At 63.9% G+C, this 19,765-nt stretch carries 19 protein-coding genes; 9 read left to right on the top strand and 10 right to left on the bottom strand.

What is annotated here, in order from left to right:
* Positions 1-37: 37 nt before the first annotated feature.
* The 3 genes from ASE71_RS22540 to ASE71_RS22530 all read left to right on the top strand — a co-directional run bounded on the left by ASE71_RS22540 (position 38) and on the right by ASE71_RS22530 (position 2,717).
* Complete coding sequence (locus ASE71_RS22540) at positions 38-1,660, top strand: ABC-F family ATP-binding cassette domain-containing protein (RefSeq protein WP_060520633.1); 1,623 nt, start codon at positions 38-40, stop codon at positions 1,658-1,660.
* A gap of 326 nt (positions 1,661-1,986) precedes the next feature.
* Positions 1,987-2,349, top strand: coding sequence for a hypothetical protein (locus tag ASE71_RS22535; protein ID WP_060520632.1), 363 nt, complete (start codon positions 1,987-1,989; stop codon positions 2,347-2,349).
* Positions 2,350-2,519: 170 nt separating this feature from the next.
* Positions 2,520-2,717, top strand: a complete 198-nt coding sequence (locus tag ASE71_RS22530) for a hypothetical protein (RefSeq protein ID WP_156400738.1) — start codon at positions 2,520-2,522, stop codon at positions 2,715-2,717.
* An 82-nt stretch (positions 2,718-2,799) separates the two neighbouring features.
* Here ASE71_RS22530 and gndA read toward each other — a convergent pair whose 3' ends face one another.
* The 5 genes from gndA to ccoG form a co-directional block, all read right to left on the bottom strand.
* Entirely contained in the window at positions 2,800-4,230 is a 1,431-nt protein-coding gene (gene gndA, locus ASE71_RS22525; RefSeq protein ID WP_060520630.1) for an NADP-dependent phosphogluconate dehydrogenase, read from the bottom strand.
* 180 nt (positions 4,231-4,410) lie between these two features.
* The gene (ccoS, locus tag ASE71_RS22520; RefSeq protein ID WP_043615060.1) at positions 4,411-4,569 is read right to left on the bottom strand and encodes a cbb3-type cytochrome oxidase assembly protein CcoS; all 159 of its coding nucleotides are present in this window, start codon (positions 4,567-4,569) and stop codon (positions 4,411-4,413) included.
* Positions 4,566-6,854, bottom strand: coding sequence for a cation-translocating P-type ATPase (locus tag ASE71_RS22515; RefSeq protein WP_060520629.1), 2,289 nt, complete (start codon positions 6,852-6,854; stop codon positions 4,566-4,568). The genes ccoS and ASE71_RS22515 overlap by 4 nt, the downstream gene beginning before the upstream one ends.
* Positions 6,851-7,363: a FixH family protein gene (locus ASE71_RS22510; protein ID WP_034788399.1), complete on the bottom strand. Its 513-nt coding sequence runs from the start codon at positions 7,361-7,363 to the stop codon at positions 6,851-6,853. The genes ASE71_RS22515 and ASE71_RS22510 overlap by 4 nt, the downstream gene beginning before the upstream one ends.
* Positions 7,360-8,934, bottom strand: a complete 1,575-nt coding sequence (gene ccoG / locus ASE71_RS22505; protein ID WP_034788396.1) for a cytochrome c oxidase accessory protein CcoG — start codon at positions 8,932-8,934, stop codon at positions 7,360-7,362. Before ccoG ends, ASE71_RS22510 begins: the two co-directional genes overlap by 4 nt.
* Before the next feature lie 227 nt (positions 8,935-9,161).
* On the opposite strand from ccoG, the gene ASE71_RS22500 reads away from it, so the two are divergent.
* The 5 genes from ASE71_RS22500 (at position 9,162) to ASE71_RS22480 (ending at position 13,317) form a co-directional block, all read left to right on the top strand.
* Positions 9,162-10,640 carry an alanine/glycine:cation symporter family protein gene (locus ASE71_RS22500; protein ID WP_089044184.1) on the top strand — a complete coding sequence of 493 codons (1,479 nt, stop codon included), beginning with the start codon at positions 9,162-9,164 and terminating at the stop codon, positions 10,638-10,640.
* Positions 10,616-11,449, top strand: a complete 834-nt coding sequence (locus tag ASE71_RS35895) for a helix-turn-helix domain-containing protein (RefSeq protein WP_244496922.1) — start codon at positions 10,616-10,618, stop codon at positions 11,447-11,449. Before ASE71_RS22500 ends, ASE71_RS35895 begins: the two co-directional genes overlap by 25 nt.
* A 64-nt stretch (positions 11,450-11,513) precedes the next feature.
* Entirely contained in the window at positions 11,514-11,924 is a 411-nt protein-coding gene (locus tag ASE71_RS22490; protein ID WP_060520628.1) for a polyketide cyclase, read from the top strand.
* A 4-nt stretch (positions 11,925-11,928) separates the two neighbouring features.
* Positions 11,929-12,282, top strand: coding sequence for a VOC family protein (locus ASE71_RS22485; protein WP_034788390.1), 354 nt, complete (start codon positions 11,929-11,931; stop codon positions 12,280-12,282).
* A gap of 138 nt (positions 12,283-12,420) precedes the next feature.
* Positions 12,421-13,317 carry a hypothetical protein gene (locus ASE71_RS22480; protein ID WP_060520627.1) on the top strand — a complete coding sequence of 299 codons (897 nt, stop codon included), beginning with the start codon at positions 12,421-12,423 and terminating at the stop codon, positions 13,315-13,317.
* A 34-nt stretch (positions 13,318-13,351) separates the two neighbouring features.
* Here ASE71_RS22480 and ASE71_RS22475 read toward each other — a convergent pair whose 3' ends face one another.
* Entirely contained in the window at positions 13,352-14,155 is an 804-nt protein-coding gene (locus tag ASE71_RS22475) for a helix-turn-helix transcriptional regulator (RefSeq protein ID WP_060520626.1), read from the bottom strand.
* A gap of 104 nt (positions 14,156-14,259) precedes the next feature.
* On the opposite strand from ASE71_RS22475, the gene ASE71_RS22470 reads away from it, so the two are divergent.
* Positions 14,260-15,813, top strand: coding sequence for an MFS transporter (locus ASE71_RS22470; protein ID WP_082566460.1), 1,554 nt, complete (start codon positions 14,260-14,262; stop codon positions 15,811-15,813).
* 379 nt (positions 15,814-16,192) lie between these two features.
* On the opposite strand, the gene ccoP is transcribed toward ASE71_RS22470, so the two are convergent.
* The 4 genes from ccoP to ccoN are packed head-to-tail and all read right to left on the bottom strand — an operon-like array spanning position 16,193 to position 19,599.
* Complete coding sequence (gene ccoP, locus ASE71_RS22465) at positions 16,193-17,056, bottom strand: cytochrome-c oxidase, cbb3-type subunit III (protein ID WP_060520625.1); 864 nt, start codon at positions 17,054-17,056, stop codon at positions 16,193-16,195.
* Positions 17,057-17,060: 4 nt separating this feature from the next.
* Positions 17,061-17,213, bottom strand: coding sequence for a CcoQ/FixQ family Cbb3-type cytochrome c oxidase assembly chaperone (locus ASE71_RS22460; RefSeq protein ID WP_034788377.1), 153 nt, complete (start codon positions 17,211-17,213; stop codon positions 17,061-17,063).
* Between the two features lie 12 nt (positions 17,214-17,225).
* Positions 17,226-17,957 carry a cytochrome-c oxidase, cbb3-type subunit II gene (ccoO, locus tag ASE71_RS22455; RefSeq protein WP_034788367.1) on the bottom strand — a complete coding sequence of 244 codons (732 nt, stop codon included), beginning with the start codon at positions 17,955-17,957 and terminating at the stop codon, positions 17,226-17,228.
* A 13-nt stretch (positions 17,958-17,970) separates the two neighbouring features.
* Positions 17,971-19,599 (bottom strand): cytochrome-c oxidase, cbb3-type subunit I, encoded by a 1,629-nt coding sequence (gene ccoN / locus ASE71_RS22450; protein WP_034788365.1) that lies wholly within the window; start codon positions 19,597-19,599, stop codon positions 17,971-17,973.
* Positions 19,600-19,765: the final 166 nt, after the last annotated feature.

The following is a 19,765-nucleotide window of genomic DNA, read 5'->3' as shown; positions in this document are numbered from 1 at the left end:
GACTGCGCCCCGCTCCTCCCTTCAGGCTACCGCAGACATGATCCGTATCGAAAACATCAGCAAGCAGCTCAGCCACCGCATTCTTTTCATCGAAGCCTCCGCCGCGCTCAACCGCGGCGAAAAGGTCGGCCTCGTCGGCCCGAACGGCGCCGGAAAGTCCTCGCTCTTCCGCATGATCACCGGCGAGGAAATCCCCGACGAAGGCCAGGTCGCCGTCGATAAGGGCGTCACCATCGGCTACTTCAACCAGGACGTCGGCGAGATGTCCGGCAACAGCGCCGTTGCCGAAGTGATGAACGGCGCTGGCCCTGTCAGCGAAGTTGCCGCCGAACTGCGCGAGCTCGAGGCCGCCATGGTCGATCCGGATCGCCTCGACGAGATGGACGCGATCATCGAGCGTTACGGCGAGGTGCAGGCGCGCTACGAGGAGCTCGACGGCTACGCGCTCGAGGGCCGCGCCCGCGAAGTGCTGGCGGGCCTGAGCTTTTCCCAGGAAATGATGGACGGTGACGTCGGCAAGCTCTCGGGCGGCTGGAAGATGCGCGTGGCGCTCGCCCGCATTCTCCTGATGCGGCCGGACGTGATGCTGCTCGACGAACCGAGCAACCACCTGGATCTCGAAAGCCTGATCTGGCTCGAAGACTTCCTCAAGAACTACGACGGCGCGCTGATGATGACCTCGCACGACCGCGAGTTCATGAACCGCATCATCACCAAGATCATCGAGATCGACGCGGGCCAGCTCAACGCGTATTCGGGCGACTACGGCTTCTACGAGCAGCAGCGCGCTCAGAACGAGAAGCAGCAGCAGGCGCAGTTCGAGCGCCAGCAGGCGATGCTCGCCAAGGAAATCAAGTTCATCGAGCGCTTCAAGGCGCGCGCCTCGCACGCCTCCCAGGTGCAGAGCCGGGTAAAGAAGCTCGAAAAGATCGACCGGGTCGAGCCGCCGAAGCGCCGCCAGACCGTCGCCTTCGAATTCCGCCCCGCGCCGCGTTCCGGCGAAGACGTCATCAACATCAAGGGCGTGCACAAGAAATATGGCAGCCGCAGCATCTATGAAGGTCTCGACTTCATGGTGCGCCGCCGCGAGCGCTGGTGCATCATGGGCATCAATGGTGCCGGCAAGTCGACGCTGTTGAAGCTCGTCGCCGGTTCCACCGAGCCGGACGAAGGCAATGTCGCGCTCGGCGCCAGCGTCAAGATGGGCTACTTCGCCCAGCACGCCATGGACGTGCTCGATGGCGACCGCACGGTGCTGCAGCAGCTCGAAGACACCTTCCCGCAGGCGGGCCAGGCGCCGCTGCGCGCGCTTGCCGGCTGCTTCGGCTTTTCGGGTGACGATGTCGAGAAGAAGTGCCGGGTGCTTTCCGGCGGCGAGAAGGCGCGCCTGGTGATGGCGATCATGCTGTTCGACCCGCCGAATCTGCTTGTTCTCGACGAACCGACCAACCACCTCGACCTCGACACCAAGGAAATGCTGATCAAGGCGCTCGCGGACTACGAAGGCACGATGCTGTTCGTTTCGCACGACCGCCACTTCCTCGCAGCCCTTTCCAACCGTGTGCTGGAGCTGACGCCCGAGGGCATCCATCAGTATGGCGGCGGTTACACGGAATATGTCGAGCGGACCGGCCAGGAAGCGCCGGGTCTTCGCAGCTGAAGCAAAGCAAGCTGGGCGTCGCGCGCCGGCGCCCAGCATTTCGCAGTCACCGCCTTCCTCGGCGGGACCGAGGACCTGCAAGCAGAACCCAAACGCATAACGCGACCCTGCTCTAAATCGGTACTGAAAAAACTAGGTTCTTGTGGCGCTGCCGTGGCAACGCCCACCGATCCTAACTTATCGCGCCGTGAAATCGATGGGACTTTGGTCCGACTCTTGCTGCCAAAGGTCTGAGTGTCATTGCCGCGCCATGCACCGGTCACATATTGCACGGGCTGGGGCGCCATCGCAGCAAACTAAAAGCTGCCAATCACTTCAGACAGGTGATGTTCGGCATGACATCGAGAATAGCATGGAAAGACAGGCTGACTGACCGCGCGTGGGCCTTCCTGTCCAATCCCTTGACCATCGGCATCTATCTTGCGTTCGCCATGCTTTGCGCCTTCGTCGGCAGCGCAACGACCGGTGTCCCGGCCTATCTGCTTATGGCCATCGGCTTTCTGCTGGTGATCTTTGTCGATCCGCCAAAGAGGCTGGGTAGGCTGCGGCAACGGCGCCGCCGCTCGTCACCGGCAAACACGGTTGCGCCATTCCCGCGTCGCACGGATGAGCGCCAAACGATGCGGGGTTCGCAGCGCCCTGGCGAATGCAGCCGAACCCGCGACGACCGCCACGCTTCTCGGCGCTAGCCGCGCCCGCCAGGGGTCTTTGGGACAACTGGCGTCACGCGGTGCACAAGCCTCAGCCCGCAACAATCGGCCCTTTCGGCCGCTTTCCGTCTGACGTACATTCCCATGAACGGACGCATGACGTCCACGGTGCAGCCAAGCCATCTAGCATGAGATGGCGATGAAAGCGCGTGGGCACGATGAAGACGAAACACTACGTGCTGCAAATCTTTCGCGCCGCCTTCACCGACAGGCTGGTGCTGATCATCGTTGTGCTGATGATTGCCTCGCTTTTCGCCGTCCTGCCGATCAAGTCCTGTTCCAATCCCACCGCGTCAGGCGGCGGGGGAACCACAGACCGATCTGTACCCGTCTCGATGACAGGCTAGCACCCCGTCCAGGCAAAACGGGGCCCAAACGAAAACGGGGCGACCCGAAGGCCGCCCCGCATTGATCTGTTTACCCGAACGGTCAGGCGTTGAGGCCGCTGCCCCACGGGCCATGATGGCTGTCGGCGCCGTCGACGCGATCAAAGCCATGGGCGCCGAAGAAGTCGCGCTGCGCCTGGATGACGTTGGCCGTGCCGCGGCCGCGGCGGTAGCTGTCGAAGTAGCCGAGTGCGGAGGCGAGTGCCGGAACCGGCAGACCGCCGAGAACGGCTGCCGAGACGACGCGGCGCAGCGCCCCGTCGGTGTCCTTGACCATGGCGGCAAAGGCCGGCGTGACGATCAGGTTGGCGGCATCCGGCGCCTTGGTGAAGGCGGTGGTGATCTCGTCCAGGAACTGCGAGCGGATGATGCAGCCGGCGCGCCAGATCTTGGCGATCGTCGGCATCGGCAGGTTCCAGTTGAACTCCTTGGACGCCGCCGACATCACGGCAAAGCCTTGCGCATAGGCGCCGATCTTGGCGGCAAGCAGCGCGCTTTCGAGATCCTTGATGAAGGCTGCCTTGTCGGCAACCTTGAACTCGCCGACTGCGGGAAGGCCGAGGATCTTCTCGGCCGCTTCGCGCTCGTCCTTCATCGAGGAGATGCTGCGCGCGGCAACCGCCGCCTCGATGCCGGTTGCCGGCACGCCCATGTTCTGCGCCTCGATCACCGACCACTTGCCGGTGCCCTTCTGGCCGGCCTTGTCGAGGATCAGGTCGACGATCGGCTTGCCGGTCAAAGGATCGGCAGCCTTCAGTACCTTCTCGGTGATCTCGATCAGGTAGGAGTTGAGGCGGCCCTTGTTCCAGGTGCCGAAGACTTCGCCAATCTCGCTCGCCGACATCTTCAGGCCGTCGCGCAGGATGCCGTAGATTTCGGCGATCATCTGCATGTCGGCATATTCGATGCCGTTGTGGATGGTCTTGACGAAGTGGCCGGCGCCGTTTTCGCCGAGCCAGGCGACGCAAGGCACGTTGTCGTACTTGGCGGCGATCGAGGTCAGCACGCTCTCGACGCGCTTCCAGGACTCTTCCTTGCCGCCGACCATGATCGAGGGGCCATGACGGGCACCTTCTTCACCGCCGGAAACACCCATGCCGATGAAGGTAAGACCCGAATCCTTCAGCGTCTCGAAGCGGCGCATCGTGTCGCGGAAGTTGGCGTTGCCGGCATCGATCATGATGTCGCCCTTGGCGAGATACGGCTTCAGGATTTCCATCTGCTGATCGACCGGCTCGCCGGCCTTGATCATGATGATGATCGGACGCGGCGGGCGGATGGCGGCGACAAACTCTTCAATGGTGTCGCAGGGCACGATCTGGCCCTGGAGGTCGCCGGCCTCCGCGTAGAATTTGTGCGTCGCTTCGACGGTGCGGTTGAAGACCGCGATCTTGTTGCCTTTTTCAGCGATGTTGAGCGCCAGGTTCGAGCCCATGACACCGAGACCGATTAGGCCGATTTCCGCCTGTGACACGTGATTGCCTCCATTGGACAGAAGTGCCGGGCGCGATCGGGATAAACGCGTCTGTGCCGGCCCTTCGAATTGAACTTCGCCCCCTCGCGCGGGGCTCTGTCGAAGGCCCAGGCGCGAGAAGCGACGGCGGAGGTTGTTTTGGCATTCAAATCGATTAAGGACAAGTGATTACTGACGAAATCACTTCTTTTCAGGCTTGCCATCGCCATCGTCGAGCACCCGCCAGGAGGCGCCTTCGAGGTCTTCGTATTGGCCGCTCTTCAGTGCCCAAAGGAAGGCGACGAGGCCAATCCCACCGAGAAACAGCGCGATGGGAATGAGATAGATCAGCGTGTTCATGAGGCGCTCCCGACCGGCCGCAGCGTGACAGGTGCCTTCTGTTCGGCGACCTCCGTGACATTGCCGGTCGCCGCGCGCAGGCGCAAGGCGTTGGCAACGACGATCACCGACGAGGTCGACATGGCGACGGCCGCGATCAGCGGTGTGGCATAGCCGAGGATCGCGATCGGGACGGCGATGACGTTGTAGCCAATCGCCAGGGCAAAATTCTGGCGGATCAGCCGCCCGGCCCGGCGCGACGTATCGATCGCCATCGGCACGGCGTTCAGCCCCTGGTGCAGGAAGACGAAGTCTGCCGCCTGGCGGCCAACATCGGCGGCCGTTGCCGGCGCCATCGAGACGTGCGCGGCGCGCAGCGCCGGCGCGTCGTTGATGCCGTCACCGACCATCAGCACTCGGTGACCACCCTCGGCGGCCGCTGCGCATTCATCGACCTTGCCGCGTGGCGTCAGTTCCGCCTTGAAGCGCTCGATGCCGGCCCGCTTGGCAAGGGCGGCGACGACCGGCGCGCGGTCGCCCGAAAGAATGCCCGTCGAAAGGCCGAGCCGTCCAAGCTCCTCGATGCTCTCGCGGGCGAACGGCCTGAGCCGGTCCTCGAAGCGGAAGCAGGCGAGTTCGCGGCCATCGAGCGACAGGATCACTTCCGACTGGCCGGTCGCCTCGCCGGCATCGCCGCAGGCAAAGGCGCGGCTGCCAAGCCGGTAGAGACCGGTTTGCGTCTGCGCTTCAATGCCGGCACCGGGGATTTCGCGGATGTCGCCATTGACGACGGGCGCGATCGCCGCCGCATCATGAATGGCCATCGCCAGCGGATGGCGCGAATGAACGGCGAGCCCCGCCGCCGTCGCGAGGATCGATGGCTGAATGTCCCCGCCATTGACAAGCCGCGGCTCGCCAACCGTGAGTGTTCCGGTCTTGTCGAGCAGCACCGTATCGATCTCGGCAAGCCGCTCCATCGCCGAGCCGTCCTTGACCATGACGCCGTTCTGGAAGAGCCGTCCGGCGGCAATCACCTGCACGACAGGTACCGCAAGCCCGAGCGCGCAGGGGCAGGTGATGATCAGCACCGCGACGGCGACCAGCATCGCATGATGGAAATCGCCGTTGACGAACATCCAGCCGATAAAGCTGACCAGAGCCAGCAAATGCACCGCCGGCGAATAATATTGTGCCGCGCGGTCGGCGATGCGGCGGTAGCGCGCCCTGCCCCCTTCGGCGGCTTCCATCAGCCCCATGATCTCGGCAAGCAGCGAGTCGCGTGCCGCCGCCGTCGCCTCGATCGTCAGCGGTCCTGTGAGGTTCAGCGTACCCGCCTCGACGGCGTCGCCGACCTTGACCGGCGCCGGCGCGCTCTCGCCATTGACGATCGAGCGATCGAGATCGCTGGTGCCCATGAGGATGCGGCCATCAACGGGGATGCGCTCGCCGGCAGCGATCGCCAGTTTCTCGCCTGGCTTGATCTCGTCGACAGGGCGATACTCGCGTCCGCCGTCAGCATCCACCACCATGGCGCCGCGCGGCGAAAGCCTCGCCAGGCTGCTGATCGCCGAGCGGGCGCGCCCGCGCATCATGTGGTCGAGCGTGCGGCCGATCAGCAGGAAGAAGAGCAGCATCACCGTGCCGTCGAACCAGGCATGGGTGCCGTGGGTGATCGTCTCGTAGAGCGAGATCGAATAGGAGAGCGTGATCGCCAGCGCAATCGGCACGTCCATGTTGGTACGGCCGTGCTTCAGTGCGTTCCAGGCGGACGCATAGAAGAAGCGTCCGGCATAGATCAGCGTCGGGGCGGCAATCAGCGCCGAGATCCAGTGAAAGAGATCGCGGGTCGCCGCCTCCGCCCCAGACCACACCGAGACCGAAAGCAGCATGATGTTGGCCGAGGCAAAACCCGAGACGGCAACGGCGCGCACCAGCTTCTTCAGCGTCTGATCGCCGTCTTCCTCGCCCGGCGCGAAAAGATGGGTCTCGTAGCCGCGCGAACGGATGGCCTGCGCCAGTTCCCGCGGATCGGTACGGGCGCCATTTACCTCTTCCTTCCAAACGATCGACACGCGCCGCGACGAAAGGTTCACGCGCGCCCGGTCAACCTCCGGCCGTGTCTTCAAGGCGCCCTCGAGCGTGGTAATGCAGGCGCCGCAATGCACGCCGGGCACGCTCAAATCCGTCTGGCGCAGGCCGCCGCCGAGCGACCGGCTCATCAACCACAGCTCTTCCGTTGTCGGCAGTCCCTGCCCGGCCCTGTCGACCTCCAGAGCCATTTCGGTTCCGGGAGCACAGCAGCTCATTTCGCAGCTCCCGGCACCATGAAGCGGATGGCCTGGCGGTAGACGACGGTCTCGCCTGATGTCGCGGTGATATCGGCGATCCACTGGCCGCGCTTCAGCGCGGTTGCGGCAACGAACACGCCCTCGCCCTGATGCGCCATTTCAACCGTGACGTCCTCATGCTCCTCGACCGGGCGTTTCAGCACAGCCACCACCTTGTCGGCAGTCATCTCCGGGTTGCCCCGGCGCGTCAGCGTGTAGCGCAGCGCCTCGTTTTCGACGCTGAGCTTGCCGTCGAGGCCATCGGCGACAAAGGCCTTCGCTTCCTTCACCTTGCCGTTGAACTGCTGGCTCGCGACATAGGTGTTTTGCACCACCAATCCGCTCCAGCTATGGCTGGCGTTCCAGGCCATGATCAGATTGACGGTGATGATCGTGCCGAAGAACAGCACCATGACGCCGAGCATGTGCCAGCCGGTGAAGGGCCGCGGTGCCTTTGCCTGTTTTGCCCCTGCCTGGTTTATCGTCATTTTGCGGCTCCCGGGCTGTTGAAGTTGGCCTTGTAGACGTCGCGCTCATGGCTCGACGGATCCTCGACGATCAGGCTGAAACCGTCGTCCGCCTCGCCAAGCTTGTCCTTTGGCAGCGTCACGAACACCTTGACTGCCGTCACCTTGTCCGGATCGACACCGAGGGCGAAGGTGCGGCCGTCGCCCGCTGCCTGGCCGGCGATGCGCATGGTCGCAGAGGGCATCCCGTCGATTGCGAGCGTGATCGTGCGTTGTTCGGGGATCATGTTCAAGAGCTTGACCATGTAGCCGTTGCGCACCGAACCATCGGATTCGACGACGAATTGCGGGTTGCGGTCGTGCAGCACGTTGAGTTCCAGCCGGTCGCGCGACAGGAGCGCATAGAGCAGACCGATACCGACCAGCGTCCAGACGCCGAGATAGACGAGCACACGGGGCCGGAAGACGATCTTCCAGTTGAAGTGGCGAACCTTGTCCGAAAATGCGCCGTCGGCGTTGCGCACCCGACCCGGATCGATCGCCGCCGTACCGCCATTGGTGGCCAGCGCCATGTTGGCGGCATAGTCGTTGAGCGTCGCATAGGAAATCAACCCGCGTTCACGGCCGAGCTTGTCCATGACACCGTCGCAGGCATCGATGCAGAGCGCGCAGGTGATGCATTCGAGTTGCTGGCCGTCGCGAATGTCGATGCCCATCGGACAGACGACGACGCAGGCGTTGCAATCGACGCAATCGCCGACGGCCTCCCCGGCAGCGACGGCCTTTTTCTGGTGGCGCGAGCGCGGCTCACCGCGCCAGTCGTTATAGGTCACGACCAGCGAGTTTTCGTCGAGCATTGCCGCCTGGATGCGCGGCCACGGGCACATATAGGTGCAGACCTGCTCGCGCATCAGTCCACCGAAGACATAGGTCGTCGCCGTGAGAATCGCGACGGTCATGTAGGCGACCATGGGCGCTTCCAGCGAAACGAAGCTTTTCAAAAGCGTCGGCGCATCGGCGAAATAGAAGATCCAGGCGCCGCCCGTCGCGATGCCGATCATGATCCAGATCGAGTGCTTCGACACGCGCTTGACGATCTTGTCGAACGTCCAGGGACCGGCATCGAGCTTCATACGGGCATTGCGGTCGCCTTCGATATAGCGTTCGACCACCAGGAAGAGATCGACCCATACCGTCTGCGGACAGGTATAGCCGCACCAGGCGCGGCCGACGGCAGACGTCACCAGGAACAGGCCGAAGCCGGCCATGACGAGCAGGCCTGCGACGAAGAAGAACTCCTGCGGCCAGATCTCGATGAAGAAGAAATAGAAGCGCCGGGCGGCGATATCGACGAGCACAGCCTGGTCCGGCGCATGCTCGCCACGATCCCAACGGATCCAGGGCGTCAGATAATAGATGCCGAGCGTCACCAGCATCACCAGCCACTTGAAGCGGCGGAAGCTGCCTTCGGCACGCTTCGGGAAGATCTTCTTGCGCTTTTCGTAGAGCGGCTTGCGCACATGCGCCGCATTGACCGGTTCGGCCTCGTGACGTTCGACGGAGGCTGGATTTGCGGCGGATTGTGGGCTCATTTGTGGGAAATCCCCGGATATGTCATGTATTGCACCACGTTTTGCCTGATTTGGCGGCCGAAAACGTTGATCTGTGTCAAGTTTGCGGGCTAAAGCGCCAGCATGCGGCGAAAGGTCCAGGCGCTCGAAAGAGATGCCAGGCTCAAAAGTAGTAAACGGCCTTTCCCATCCGATCCGCATCGCGGTTCGCCACATCACCACACCTTGCAATACCAATGAGGAACCGCATGGACACGATCATCGGCTTTCTGAACACGATCTTTTGGGGCTACGTGCTGATCTACGGCCTGCTCGCCGTCGGCATCTACTTCACCCTGCGGCTCGGCTTTCCGCAGATCGTGCATTTCGGCGAGATGTTCCGGGTCTTAAGCAGCGGCGGCTCGAAGGATGCGGCCGGTATCAGCCCGTTCCAGGCGCTGACCGTCAGCCTCGCCTCGCGCGTCGGCACCGGCAACCTCGCCGGCGTTGCCGTTGCGCTCTATCTCGGTGGTCCCGGTGCCACCTTCTGGATGTGGATGGTGGCGCTCGTCGGCATGGCGACGGCCTATGCGGAAAGCGCGCTGGCGCAGCTCTACAAGGTGCGCAACGAAAACGGTCAATATCGCGGCGGTCCCGCCTTCTACATCGCCCGCGGCCTCAACGCGCCCTGGGCGGCGACGATCTTCTCCGTCTGCCTGATCCTCTCCTTCGGCCTCGTCTTCAACGCCGTGCAGGCCAATTCCATCGCGGACGCCGTCCAGGGTGCGTTCGGTGTGCCCAAGATCGCCGTCGGTATCGCGGTTGCGACCATCTCCGGCATCGTCATCTTCGGCGGCATCCGCCAGATCGCCCGCGTCGCCGAAATCGTCGTGCCCTTCATGGCGATCGCCTATCTCCTGACCGCGATCTACGTGCTCGTCGTCAACGCGTCGATCGTGCCGAGCGTGCTGTGGACGATCATCTCCAGCGCCTTTGGCCTGCAGGAAGCGGCAGGCGGTGTCGCCGGCGGCGTCACGGCTGCGATGATGAACGGCGTCAAGCGTGGCCTGTTTTCCAACGAAGCCGGGATGGGCTCGGCCCCGAACATCGCGGCCGTCGCCACGCCCGTGCCGCACCACCCGGCGTCGCAGGGCTTCGTGCAGTCGCTCGGCGTCTTCATCGATACGATCCTGATCTGCACCGCGACCTCGGTCATGATCCTGCTGTCGGGCACCTTGGAACCCGGTTCCGGCGTCACCGGAACGCAGCTGACGCAAGCGGCCATGAACGTGCATATCGGCTGGGCCGGCAGCTACTTCATTGCCATCGCGATCTTCTTCTTCGCCTTCACCTCGATCATCGGCAACTATTCCTATGCGGAGAATGCGCTCACCTATCTCGGCGGCGCCAATCGCGTCGGCGTTCTGGTCATGCGCTGCGCCGTGCTCGTCATGGTCGTCTGGGGTGCGTCCGAGAGCATCACCACCGTGTTCGACGCGGCAGACGCCTCGATGGGGCTGATGGCGACGATCAACCTCATTGCCATCGTGCTCCTCTCCGGTACCATTGCCAAACTGACGAAGGACTATTTCGCCCAGCGCCGGCAGGGTCTCGACCCGGTGTTCCATGCGGCCGACTATCCGGAGCTGCAGGGCCAGATCGACGGCGAGATCTGGTCGCGCCAAGAGGCGGCCGGCACGGTCCGAAGCGTGGAGGACAAGGCATGGACGGCGCCCACGGGCCGCTGAGACAGACGGAGCCGGCTCCGGCAGAGCCGACACTGGCCAAGCGGCGCGGTATCTATCGAGAGTATGCCGCGCCCGGCGCACTCGGCGGCCATGTCGAATGCCTCTGGCGCCACCAATTGCCGGAGGGGACGGCCGCCCCCATCGCGGTCGTACCCGACGGCTGTGTCGATATCCTCTGGTCCAGGCACGGCCTGGCGGTTGCCGGGCCCGACCGGGTGGCCGCCTTCCCCGTCTTCGCGCCGGGCACCGACATCATCGGCCTGCGCTTCCGCCCGGGCATCGCGGCGTCCTTCCTGCACACATCGCTTTCGCAGATCATCGGCGCGGTCGTTCCGCTCGACGCCTTCTGGGGTTCAGCCGCGCGCGAACTCGAAACCAGGATTGAGGACGCGCCCGATGCGGTCCGCCGCGCCGAGATGCTCACGGAAGCGGTGCTTGAGCGCCTGCCGGCCGTCTCGCCGCCATCAGGCGATATCGCCGCCACCCTCGCCCATCTTCGGCAGAGCCATGGCTCGTCCGACAACAACCCCATCCGCGCCCTCGCTACCATCACCGGCACCAGTGAAAGGACGCTGAGGCGCCGCTGCCACGAGCATTTCGGCTACGGCGCCAAGACGCTCGACCGCATCCTGCGCCTACAGCGCTTCCTCGGGGCATGCCAAAGGGAACCATTCGCCACGCTCGGCCTGCTTGCGCTCGATGCCGGCTATGCCGACCAGGCGCATCTGTCGCGCGAGGCCAGGCAGCTGACCTCGCTCTCACCCGCCGAAATCCGCCGCCAGCTCGTCGGTGACCGGGAGGCGGCCTGACTGGCCGTTTCGTTCAAGACCGGTCGGGCGACCCGTGCTACTCCGTCATGCAGGAGAACAAAGCATGGCAACACTTGAAGCAAAGATCGTTCACACCACCATCGACCGCGACTGGCGCGACGTCTATGCCTTCATGGCAAAGCCCGAGAACATGCCGCGCTGGGCGTCCGGCCTGTCGTCGGGCTTGACCCGCGAGGGTGATCACTGGCTGGCGCCGGGTCCGCTCGGTAATGCCCGCGTGCGCTTTGCGCCTGACAACGCCTTCGGCGTCACCGATCATCTCGTCACGCTGGAAGACGGCACAGAGGTCCACAATGCGCTGCGCGTCGTGTCGAACGGCGACGGCGCGGAGGTGATGTTCACGCTGCTGCGGCAGCCGGGCATGAGCGCCGAACAATTTGCCGGCGATGCCGGCTGGGTGGCGAAGGATCTCGCCACCTTGAAATCGATCATGGAATCCGGAGAAGACAGGTAGAAAAATGGGTAACAAGGGCAACGACAGCCGCATCGACTATGTCGAGTTCAATGTCTCCGACATCGCCGCCACCAAGGCCTTCTACGGCAGCGCCTTCGGCTGGACCTTCACCGACTACGGCCCGGAATATTGCGAATTCCAGGACGGCCGACTGACCGGCGGCTTTACCACCACCGGCCCCGTCGGCAGCGGCGGACCGCTGATCATCCTCTATGCCGACAAGCTCGAGGATATGCTCGCCCGCGTCGAAAAGGCCGGCGGCAGGATCGTCAAGCCGATCTTCACCTTCCCTGGCGGAAGGCGCTTTCATTTCGCCGACCCGGATGGTTACGAACTGGCGGTCTGGTCTGCGCAGTAAATTGCCGGGAGGGTCAGGCCAGGAGGGCGGTGGCGCTACGACCGCACCGCTTCCCTGTGGACACGCGCTCCGGCTTTACGCCGGTTTAATCTCTACACGTCAGAATTGCGCGCGACGAACACGAGGGCGCGCAAGAGCATGGCCGACACGCATGATTTTCTGAAGAACTCCGTCATCATCGGCGCCCATCCCGATGACGAGTTGCTGTGGTTCACCTCGATCCTCCGAAAAGTCGACGAGGTGATCATCCTTTACCGCGATATCTGGTCGGAGCCGCAGATGGGCGACGCACGCGCCGCTGCGATCAAGGCCTACCCGCGCGGCAACGTGCGCTTTCTGGAAATGGAAGAAACCGGCTCCTTCGATTGCGCCGACTGGACGAACCCGAAGCCCGGTCCCTTCGGAATGGAGTTCGGCACCGAAGGCACACGCCGCGAAGCCAAGCGCATCGTCAAGAAATCGCTGTCGCAGATCATGCCCGGCAGCTTCCGCCACTCCACCCGGCCGATCGCCCAGGCTTACCGGGACAATTACGAAACGCTCTATCGCACGCTGCTGCCGCTCCTGAAGCCCGACATGAACGTCTTCACCCACAATCCCTGGGGCGAATACGGCCATGAGGATCACGTGCAGGTCTTCCGGGTGCTCGACCGGCTACGCGACGAGATCGGCTTCAAGCTCTGGATGTCGAACTATTGCACCGAGCGCTCCATGCCGCTCGCCATGCAGTATTTCAGCCGCAGGCCGCAAGACTATATCCGTCTGCCCGCCGACAAGGGCTTCGCCGAGCAGGTGGCAAACATCTATCGCCAGCACGGCTGCTGGACCTGGCGCGACGACTGGATCTGGTTCGACGATGAGTGCTTCATGGAAGCGCCGTCGAGCAAGCCGGAAAGCGGCGGTTTTCACCTCCTGCCGATGAACCTTTTCAACTTCGGCACGGTCGTGAGAAAGCCGGTCAACACCTCGCTGCTGCTCGGCACGGCGCTATCGAGCGTCGTGGTCGGCGCCACCATCGCCGCAGCCCTCGAATAAGAAGGCCCGGCGCCTGCCGCTTCGGGCGTCGCCATCAGGCAAGCGCCGGCTCGGCGAAGTAAACCACCATCCGCAGATGCCGGTGCTCGTCCACAACCAACGTCTCGTGGCGGAAACGCAGGCGCCCGGCCCCGGCATCGATCAGGGACCCAATCCCGCGACGGACCTCGTCACCGCCGGGCGCTGCCCACCAGCGCCTGAAATCGGCCGACAGGTCCTTCAGGCTTTCGACCAGGGCCAGCATCGACGGATCATCCGGCGCCACGGCAAAATCGTATCGGAACTGGGCAAGCAGCTTCGGCGCGTCCTCGCGCCAGGCAGGCATGCGCCTCCGTATCTCGGGATCGGCAAACACCATTTGCAGGATATTGCCAAGCTCCGGCTGCCGGGCGCTAAAGCCGAACAGAGCGTCTGCCGCAGCGTTCCAGGCAACGACATCCCAGCGCAGGTTGATCACATGGGCCGGCCGGACCGTGAGCTCGTCCAGCAACGTCTGGATCAGCGGCGAAACGGTAACGCGATGATGTGCCTCCGGCGGTGGCGGCCGCTTGTGGGCAAGCAGGAACAGATGGCTGCATTCGGCGTCGTCGAGCTTCAGCGCTCGCGCCACATTCAGCAGGAACGCCTCCGACACTCTGATGTCGCGCCCTTGCTCGAACCACGTGTACCAAGTGAGCCCGACACCGGCGAGCGCTGCCACCTCCTCCCGCCTGAGGCCCGGGGTGCGCCGCCGCCCGGTGAAGGCAAGGCCGGCATCGGCCGGCGTCAGCTTCGCCCTGTGTCTCGTCAAAAACTCCGACAGCTCGTTCTTGCTTCGCTCAAGACTTCGTTCGTTCACGCTATTGCTCTCAGTAATAGGATAAATACTTAAATTGTAACAGGATGATTGTGCCCTGAAGATGTGGTCTCCGCAACCAGCCCAAGCGAAGACGGAGGCCACTTTTGACAATTCTCAGCGACCGACCATCCCACCTCACCGACCATGCCGATCCCGGTGAAACGCGCGCGGGCCTGCGAGAATGGGCCGGGCTCGCCCTGCTCGCGCTCCCCACCATCCTGCTCGGGCTCGACCTGACGCTGCTGCATCTCGCTTTGCCGGCGCTCGCGGCGGATCTGAAGCCCACCAGCACCCAGGCGCTCTGGATCGTCGATGCCTACGGTTTCATGATCGCCGGCTTTCTGATCACCATGGGAACGCTCGGCGACCGCATCGGTCGCCGCAAGCTCCTGATGCTGGGCGCGGCCGCCTTCGGCGTCGCCTCGGTGCTTTCGGCCTATTCCACCAGCGCTACCATGCTGATCACTGCACGCGCGGCACTCGGCGTTGCCGGCGCAACGCTGATGCCGCCGACCCTGGCGCTGATCAGCAACATGTTCCTGAACCCGCACCAGCGCGCGCTTGCGATCGGCGTCTGGGCGACCATGTTCGCGCTCGGCATGGCCGCGGGGCCGATCGTCGGCGGCATCCTGCTCGAACGGTACTGGTGGGGGGCCGCCTTCCTCGTCGCACTGCCGATCGTCGGGCTGCTGCTCATCGTCGCGCCGTTTCTGCTGCCGGAATATCGTGCCCCGCAATCGGACCGCCTGGACATGGCCAGTGTGGCGCTGTCGCTGGCGGGGCTGCTGCCCATCGTCTACGGCATCAAGCAGGTCGCCAAGGATGGCCTTGGGCTCGGCGCCACGCTCGGCCTGACCGTCGGCCTCGTCGCCACGCTCCTCTTCATCCGGCGACAACGCCGCCTGCGAAGCCCGCTGATCGACCTCGAGCTCTTCTCAGATCGCGCCTTCCGCACAGCGCTGCTGATCCTCCTGATCGGCTTGACGGCTGTCGGCGGCACGATGCTGCTCGTCACCCAGTATCTGCAGCTCGTCGTCGGGCTTTCTCCGCTGTCGGCGGGCCTGAGAATGGGCCCCTCGGCGCTCGCCATGCTTTTGGCCGGCATCACCGCACCGCTCATCGCCAGGCGCTTCGGCCCCGGCCCCGTGATCGCAGCGGCGCTGGCGCTCTCCGTGGTCGGCTACCTCCTGCTCGCCCAGCTCGGCCATACGCCATACGGGGTCGGGCTGGTAACCGCCGCATTTGCGCTCGTCTATCTCGGCCTTGGAACCATTGCCGCGCTTGGCACCGATCTCGTCGTCAGCGCAGCGCCCGCCGAAAAGGCCGGTTCGGCCTCGGCCCTCTCCGAAGTGGTGCAGGAACTCGGTCTTGCCGTCGGCATCGCCACGCTCGGCAGCCTGACCACCGCCGTCTACCGCATCGAAATGGCCGGCCAGACGCTGATCCCCGGCGAGATCGGCCACAGGCTGTCGGACAGCCTCGCCGGCGCCGTATCCGTCGCGACCGAGCTACCGGCGGGCATGCTGGAGCAAGCCCAGGCCGCCTTCATGACCGGCTTCAACGCAGCCGCCGCCGTTTGCGCCGTCGCCATCGCGATCATGGCGACGCTGGCCGTGGTTTCGTTGCGAAGGCGTGTCGGCGAAAAGGCGAGATCTTGAGAGGTCACGTCTGCCATTTCATTGACATCTCCCCTCAATGGCGAAACGTCTCCAGATGAAAAAGGCAGCGCCCTTTGGCGCGGCCTTCTCGACTGGATGGATGAGAGCTGCCCCTCACTGTCCTGCCGGACATCTCTCCCCGCCTGGCGGGGAGAGAAATGCTGGGGGCACCCGCCCTGCATCAAGCCTGAAAAGTCTGAGCGGTAGCCCACTCAAGAACGTGATGGGCGGCTCCATCGCCAACCTTACGTTTAACCTGGCGAGGCTAGCGCGGCTTGCGCCCTTCTCCCCGCCTGGCGGGGAGAAGGGCCAGCAGGCGAATGAGGGGCGCCACCATCACCTACGGATGCGTGGCAGGTCCGCAAGCCCCTCGTTCCTCTTACTCGCCGCCACCCAGCGAATGCACGAAGATGGCGAGCTGCTTGACGGTGGTGTCGCCGAGGCGCGGCAGCCAGGCGGGCATGACGCCGTGCTTGGGCGCCTTCATCTGGGCGACGATCGCCTGTTCGCTCGAGCCGTTCAGCCACAGCGCATCGGCAAGGTTGGGCGCGCCGAACTCGCGGTTGCCCTTGGCGTCGGCACCGTGGCAGGAGGCGCAGTTTGCCTCAAACAGCGCCTTGCCCGGCTCTACCATGGAGGCATCCGACGGCGTGCCGGTGAGGCTGACGACATAGGCCGCCGTCTGCTTGATCTCTTCCGGCTGCAGGATTTCCGCGAAGGACGGCATTTCCGAGACGCGGGTGTCGTCATCGCCGTTATAGCGGATGCCGTGGGCGATCGTCTGGTAGATCTCTTCGGGCTTGCCACCCCAGAGCCAGTCGTCGTCGTTCAGGTTCGGGAAGCCGGCAGAACCGGCCGCACCCGAGCCGTGGCACTGGGCGCAGTTGACCTTGAAGGCCGAGGCACCGCCGGAAACGGCGAAGTGCTGCAGCTGCGGATCGGCCATGATGTCGGCGAGCGAGCTCGACGCGATCTTCTCGAGGTTGCCGGCCTGCGCCGCCTTGGCGCTGGCAAGCTCCGCACTCACCTCGGCGCGGCTCGAATAGCCGAGCACGCCCTTGGTGGCGTCGGTCAGAAGCGGCACGGCCGGATAGACGATCATGTAGCCGACCGCCCAGACGATGGTCGCGTAGAAGGTATAGACCCACCAGCGCGGCATCGGGTTGTTAAGCTCGCGGATACCGTCCCATTCGTGGCCGGTGGTCTCGACGCCGCTGATTTCGTCGACGTGTTTGTCCGCCATTCTATTAATCCTCCTTCAGGGGGATGGCTGCGGCATCATCGGCGGCCTTCTTGGCGCCGGGCCGGAAGATAAAGGCGACGACGCCCAGGAAAAAGAGCGTCATGGCAAGGAGCGCCCAGCTATCGGCGAACTGGCGCATGGCCGTGTAGGTTTCCATGGTGCGGTCTCCTTAGCGATAGCCGGTGGTGTCGTCGTAGGTGGAGAAGTCGACCAGCGTGCCGAGCATCTGCAGATAAGCGATGAGCGCGTCCATCTCCGTCAGCTTCTGCGGATCGCCGTCGAAGTCGCCGAGCTTGGCCTTCGGATAGCGGCCCTCGACGCCGGACGTGTCGGCGTTCGGATCTGCCTGCGCCTTGATGTCGGCAAGCGCGTTGTCGATCATCTCGTCCGTGTAGGGCACACCGACCGCCTTGTTGGCCTTGAGGTTCGCGGCGATGTTGTTCACATCGAGCGGCGTCGCCTTGAGGAAGGCGTAGCTCGGCATCACCGATTCCGGCACCACCGAGCGCGGCTCGATCATGTGCTGCACGTGCCACTCGTTGGAGTAGCGGTCGCCGACGCGCGCCAGGTCCGGCCCAGTGCGCTTGGAGCCCCACTGGAACGGATGGTCGTACATGGATTCCGCCGCCAGCGAGTAGTGACCGTAGCGCTCCACTTCGTCGCGGAACGGGCGGATCATCTGGCTGTGACAGACATAGCAGCCTTCACGCACATAGATGTCGCGGCCGGCAAGCTCCAGCGGCGAATAGGGACGCATGCCCTCCACCTTCTCGATGGTGTTTTCGAGGTAGAAGAGCGGCGCGATTTCCACGATGCCGCCGACGGAGACGACGAGCAGCGAGCCGACGAGCAGCAGGGTCGCGTTGCGTTCGAGCGTCGCGTGTTTGTCGAGAATGGACATTCTCTATGCCCTCCTATTCCGCAGCCTTGAGCGCGGGCGTCGCACCGAAGATCGGGGCTTCATCGCGCACGCGGCCGAGGATGGTCATGGTTACGTTGAAGGCCATGAGCAGAGCTCCGGCGAGGAAGAGTGCGCCGCCAAGGGCACGCAGCACGTAGTAGGGAACCATGGCCGCGACCGATTCCGCGAAGGAATAGACGAGGAAGCCCTGGTCGTCGTACTCGCGCCACATCAGGCCCTGCTGGATGCCGGCAACCCACATGACCGCCGCGTAGACGACGATGCCGAGCGTGGCGAGCCAGAAGTGCCAGTTGACCATGCGCACACTGTAGAGGCGCTCGCGGTTCCACAGCTTCGGAACGAGATAGTAGATCGCGCCGAAGGTGATGAGGCCGTTCCAGCCGAGCGCGCCGGAATGCACGTGGCCGATGGTCCAGTCGGTGTAGTGGCTGAGCGAGTTGACCGTCTTGATCGACATCATCGGACCTTCGAAGGTCGCCATGCCGTAGAAGGCAACGGCCATGACCATCATGCGGATGATCGGGTCGGTACGGATCTTGTCCCAGGCGCCCGAAAGCGTCATCAGGCCGTTGATCATGCCGCCCCAGGAGGGCATCCAGAGCATGACCGAGAACACCATGCCGAGCGTCTGCGCCCAGTCGGGCAGCGCGGTGTAGTGAAGGTGGTGCGGACCCGCCCAGATGTACATGAAGATCAGCGACCAGAAGTGGATGATCGACAGGCGGTAGGAGTAAACAGGGCGATTGGCCTGCTTCGGGATGAAGTAATACATCATGCCGAGGAAGCCGGCCGTCAGGAAGAAGCCGACGGCATTATGCCCGTACCACCATTGCGTCAGCGCATCCTGCACCCCGGCAAAGGCCGAGTAGCTCTTGGAGCCGAGGAAGGAGACCGGAACCGCCAGGTTGTTGACGATGTGCAGCATCGCGATCGTGACGATGAAGGCGAGGTAGAACCAGTTGGCCACATAGATATGCGGCTCCTTGCGCGTCAGCAGCGTGCCGAGAAAGACGGCGAGATAGGCGACCCAGACGATCGTCAGCCACAGGTCCACATACCATTCCGGCTCCGCATATTCCTTCGACTGGGTGATGCCCAGCAGATAGCCGGTGGCGGCCATGATGATGAAGAGCTGGTAGCCCCAGAACACGAACCAGCCGAGATTGCCGCCGAAAAGGCGGGCACGGCTGGTGCGCTGGACGATGTAGAAGGACGTTGCGATCAGCGCGTTGCCGCCGAAGGCGAAGATCACCGCCGAGGTGTGCAACGGCCGCATGCGGCCGAAGTTGAACCAGGGCTCGATGTTGAGGTCCGGGAAGGCAAGCTGGAGTGCAACCACGACACCGACGAGAAAGCCGACGACGCCCCAAAAGACGGTGGCGATCACGCCGTACTTGACCACCTCGTCAAAATACTCCGACTGGGGTGGCGGCGGTGACGCCCTGCCCGCGGAAGCCGGGCTGAACTCGATGCGGCGCATCAGGAGGATGGTGCCGGCAAGAAGCGTGAAGAACAGCACCCACATATGGGCTTCGAAGTGCCGGTCCTGGGCAAACCCGGCGCCGACAAGCGCCAGGAATGCACCGACCCCGAGCAGGATCATCTCGAATGTGTATTTCATGGTTGGGTCCCCAACTTTATCCGAACGCACGCGACAACACCCCGAAACGAGGGGTGTCACCGCAGCTTGCCCGAAAGTGTCAGAATCGGGGCAGCCCGGCCTTGATTCAGATCAAGGCTTTGTCACCTCGTTTGGATCATCCTCGGCAAACAATAGGGAGCGCCGT

Origin of the sequence: Ensifer sp. Root954, assembly GCF_001429005.1 — a bacterium.
In the GTDB taxonomy this organism is placed as follows: domain Bacteria; phylum Pseudomonadota; class Alphaproteobacteria; order Rhizobiales; family Rhizobiaceae; genus Ensifer; species Ensifer adhaerens.
The sequence above is the reverse complement of the archived record's forward strand: the minus strand, read 5'-3'. Positions and strand labels throughout refer to the sequence as shown.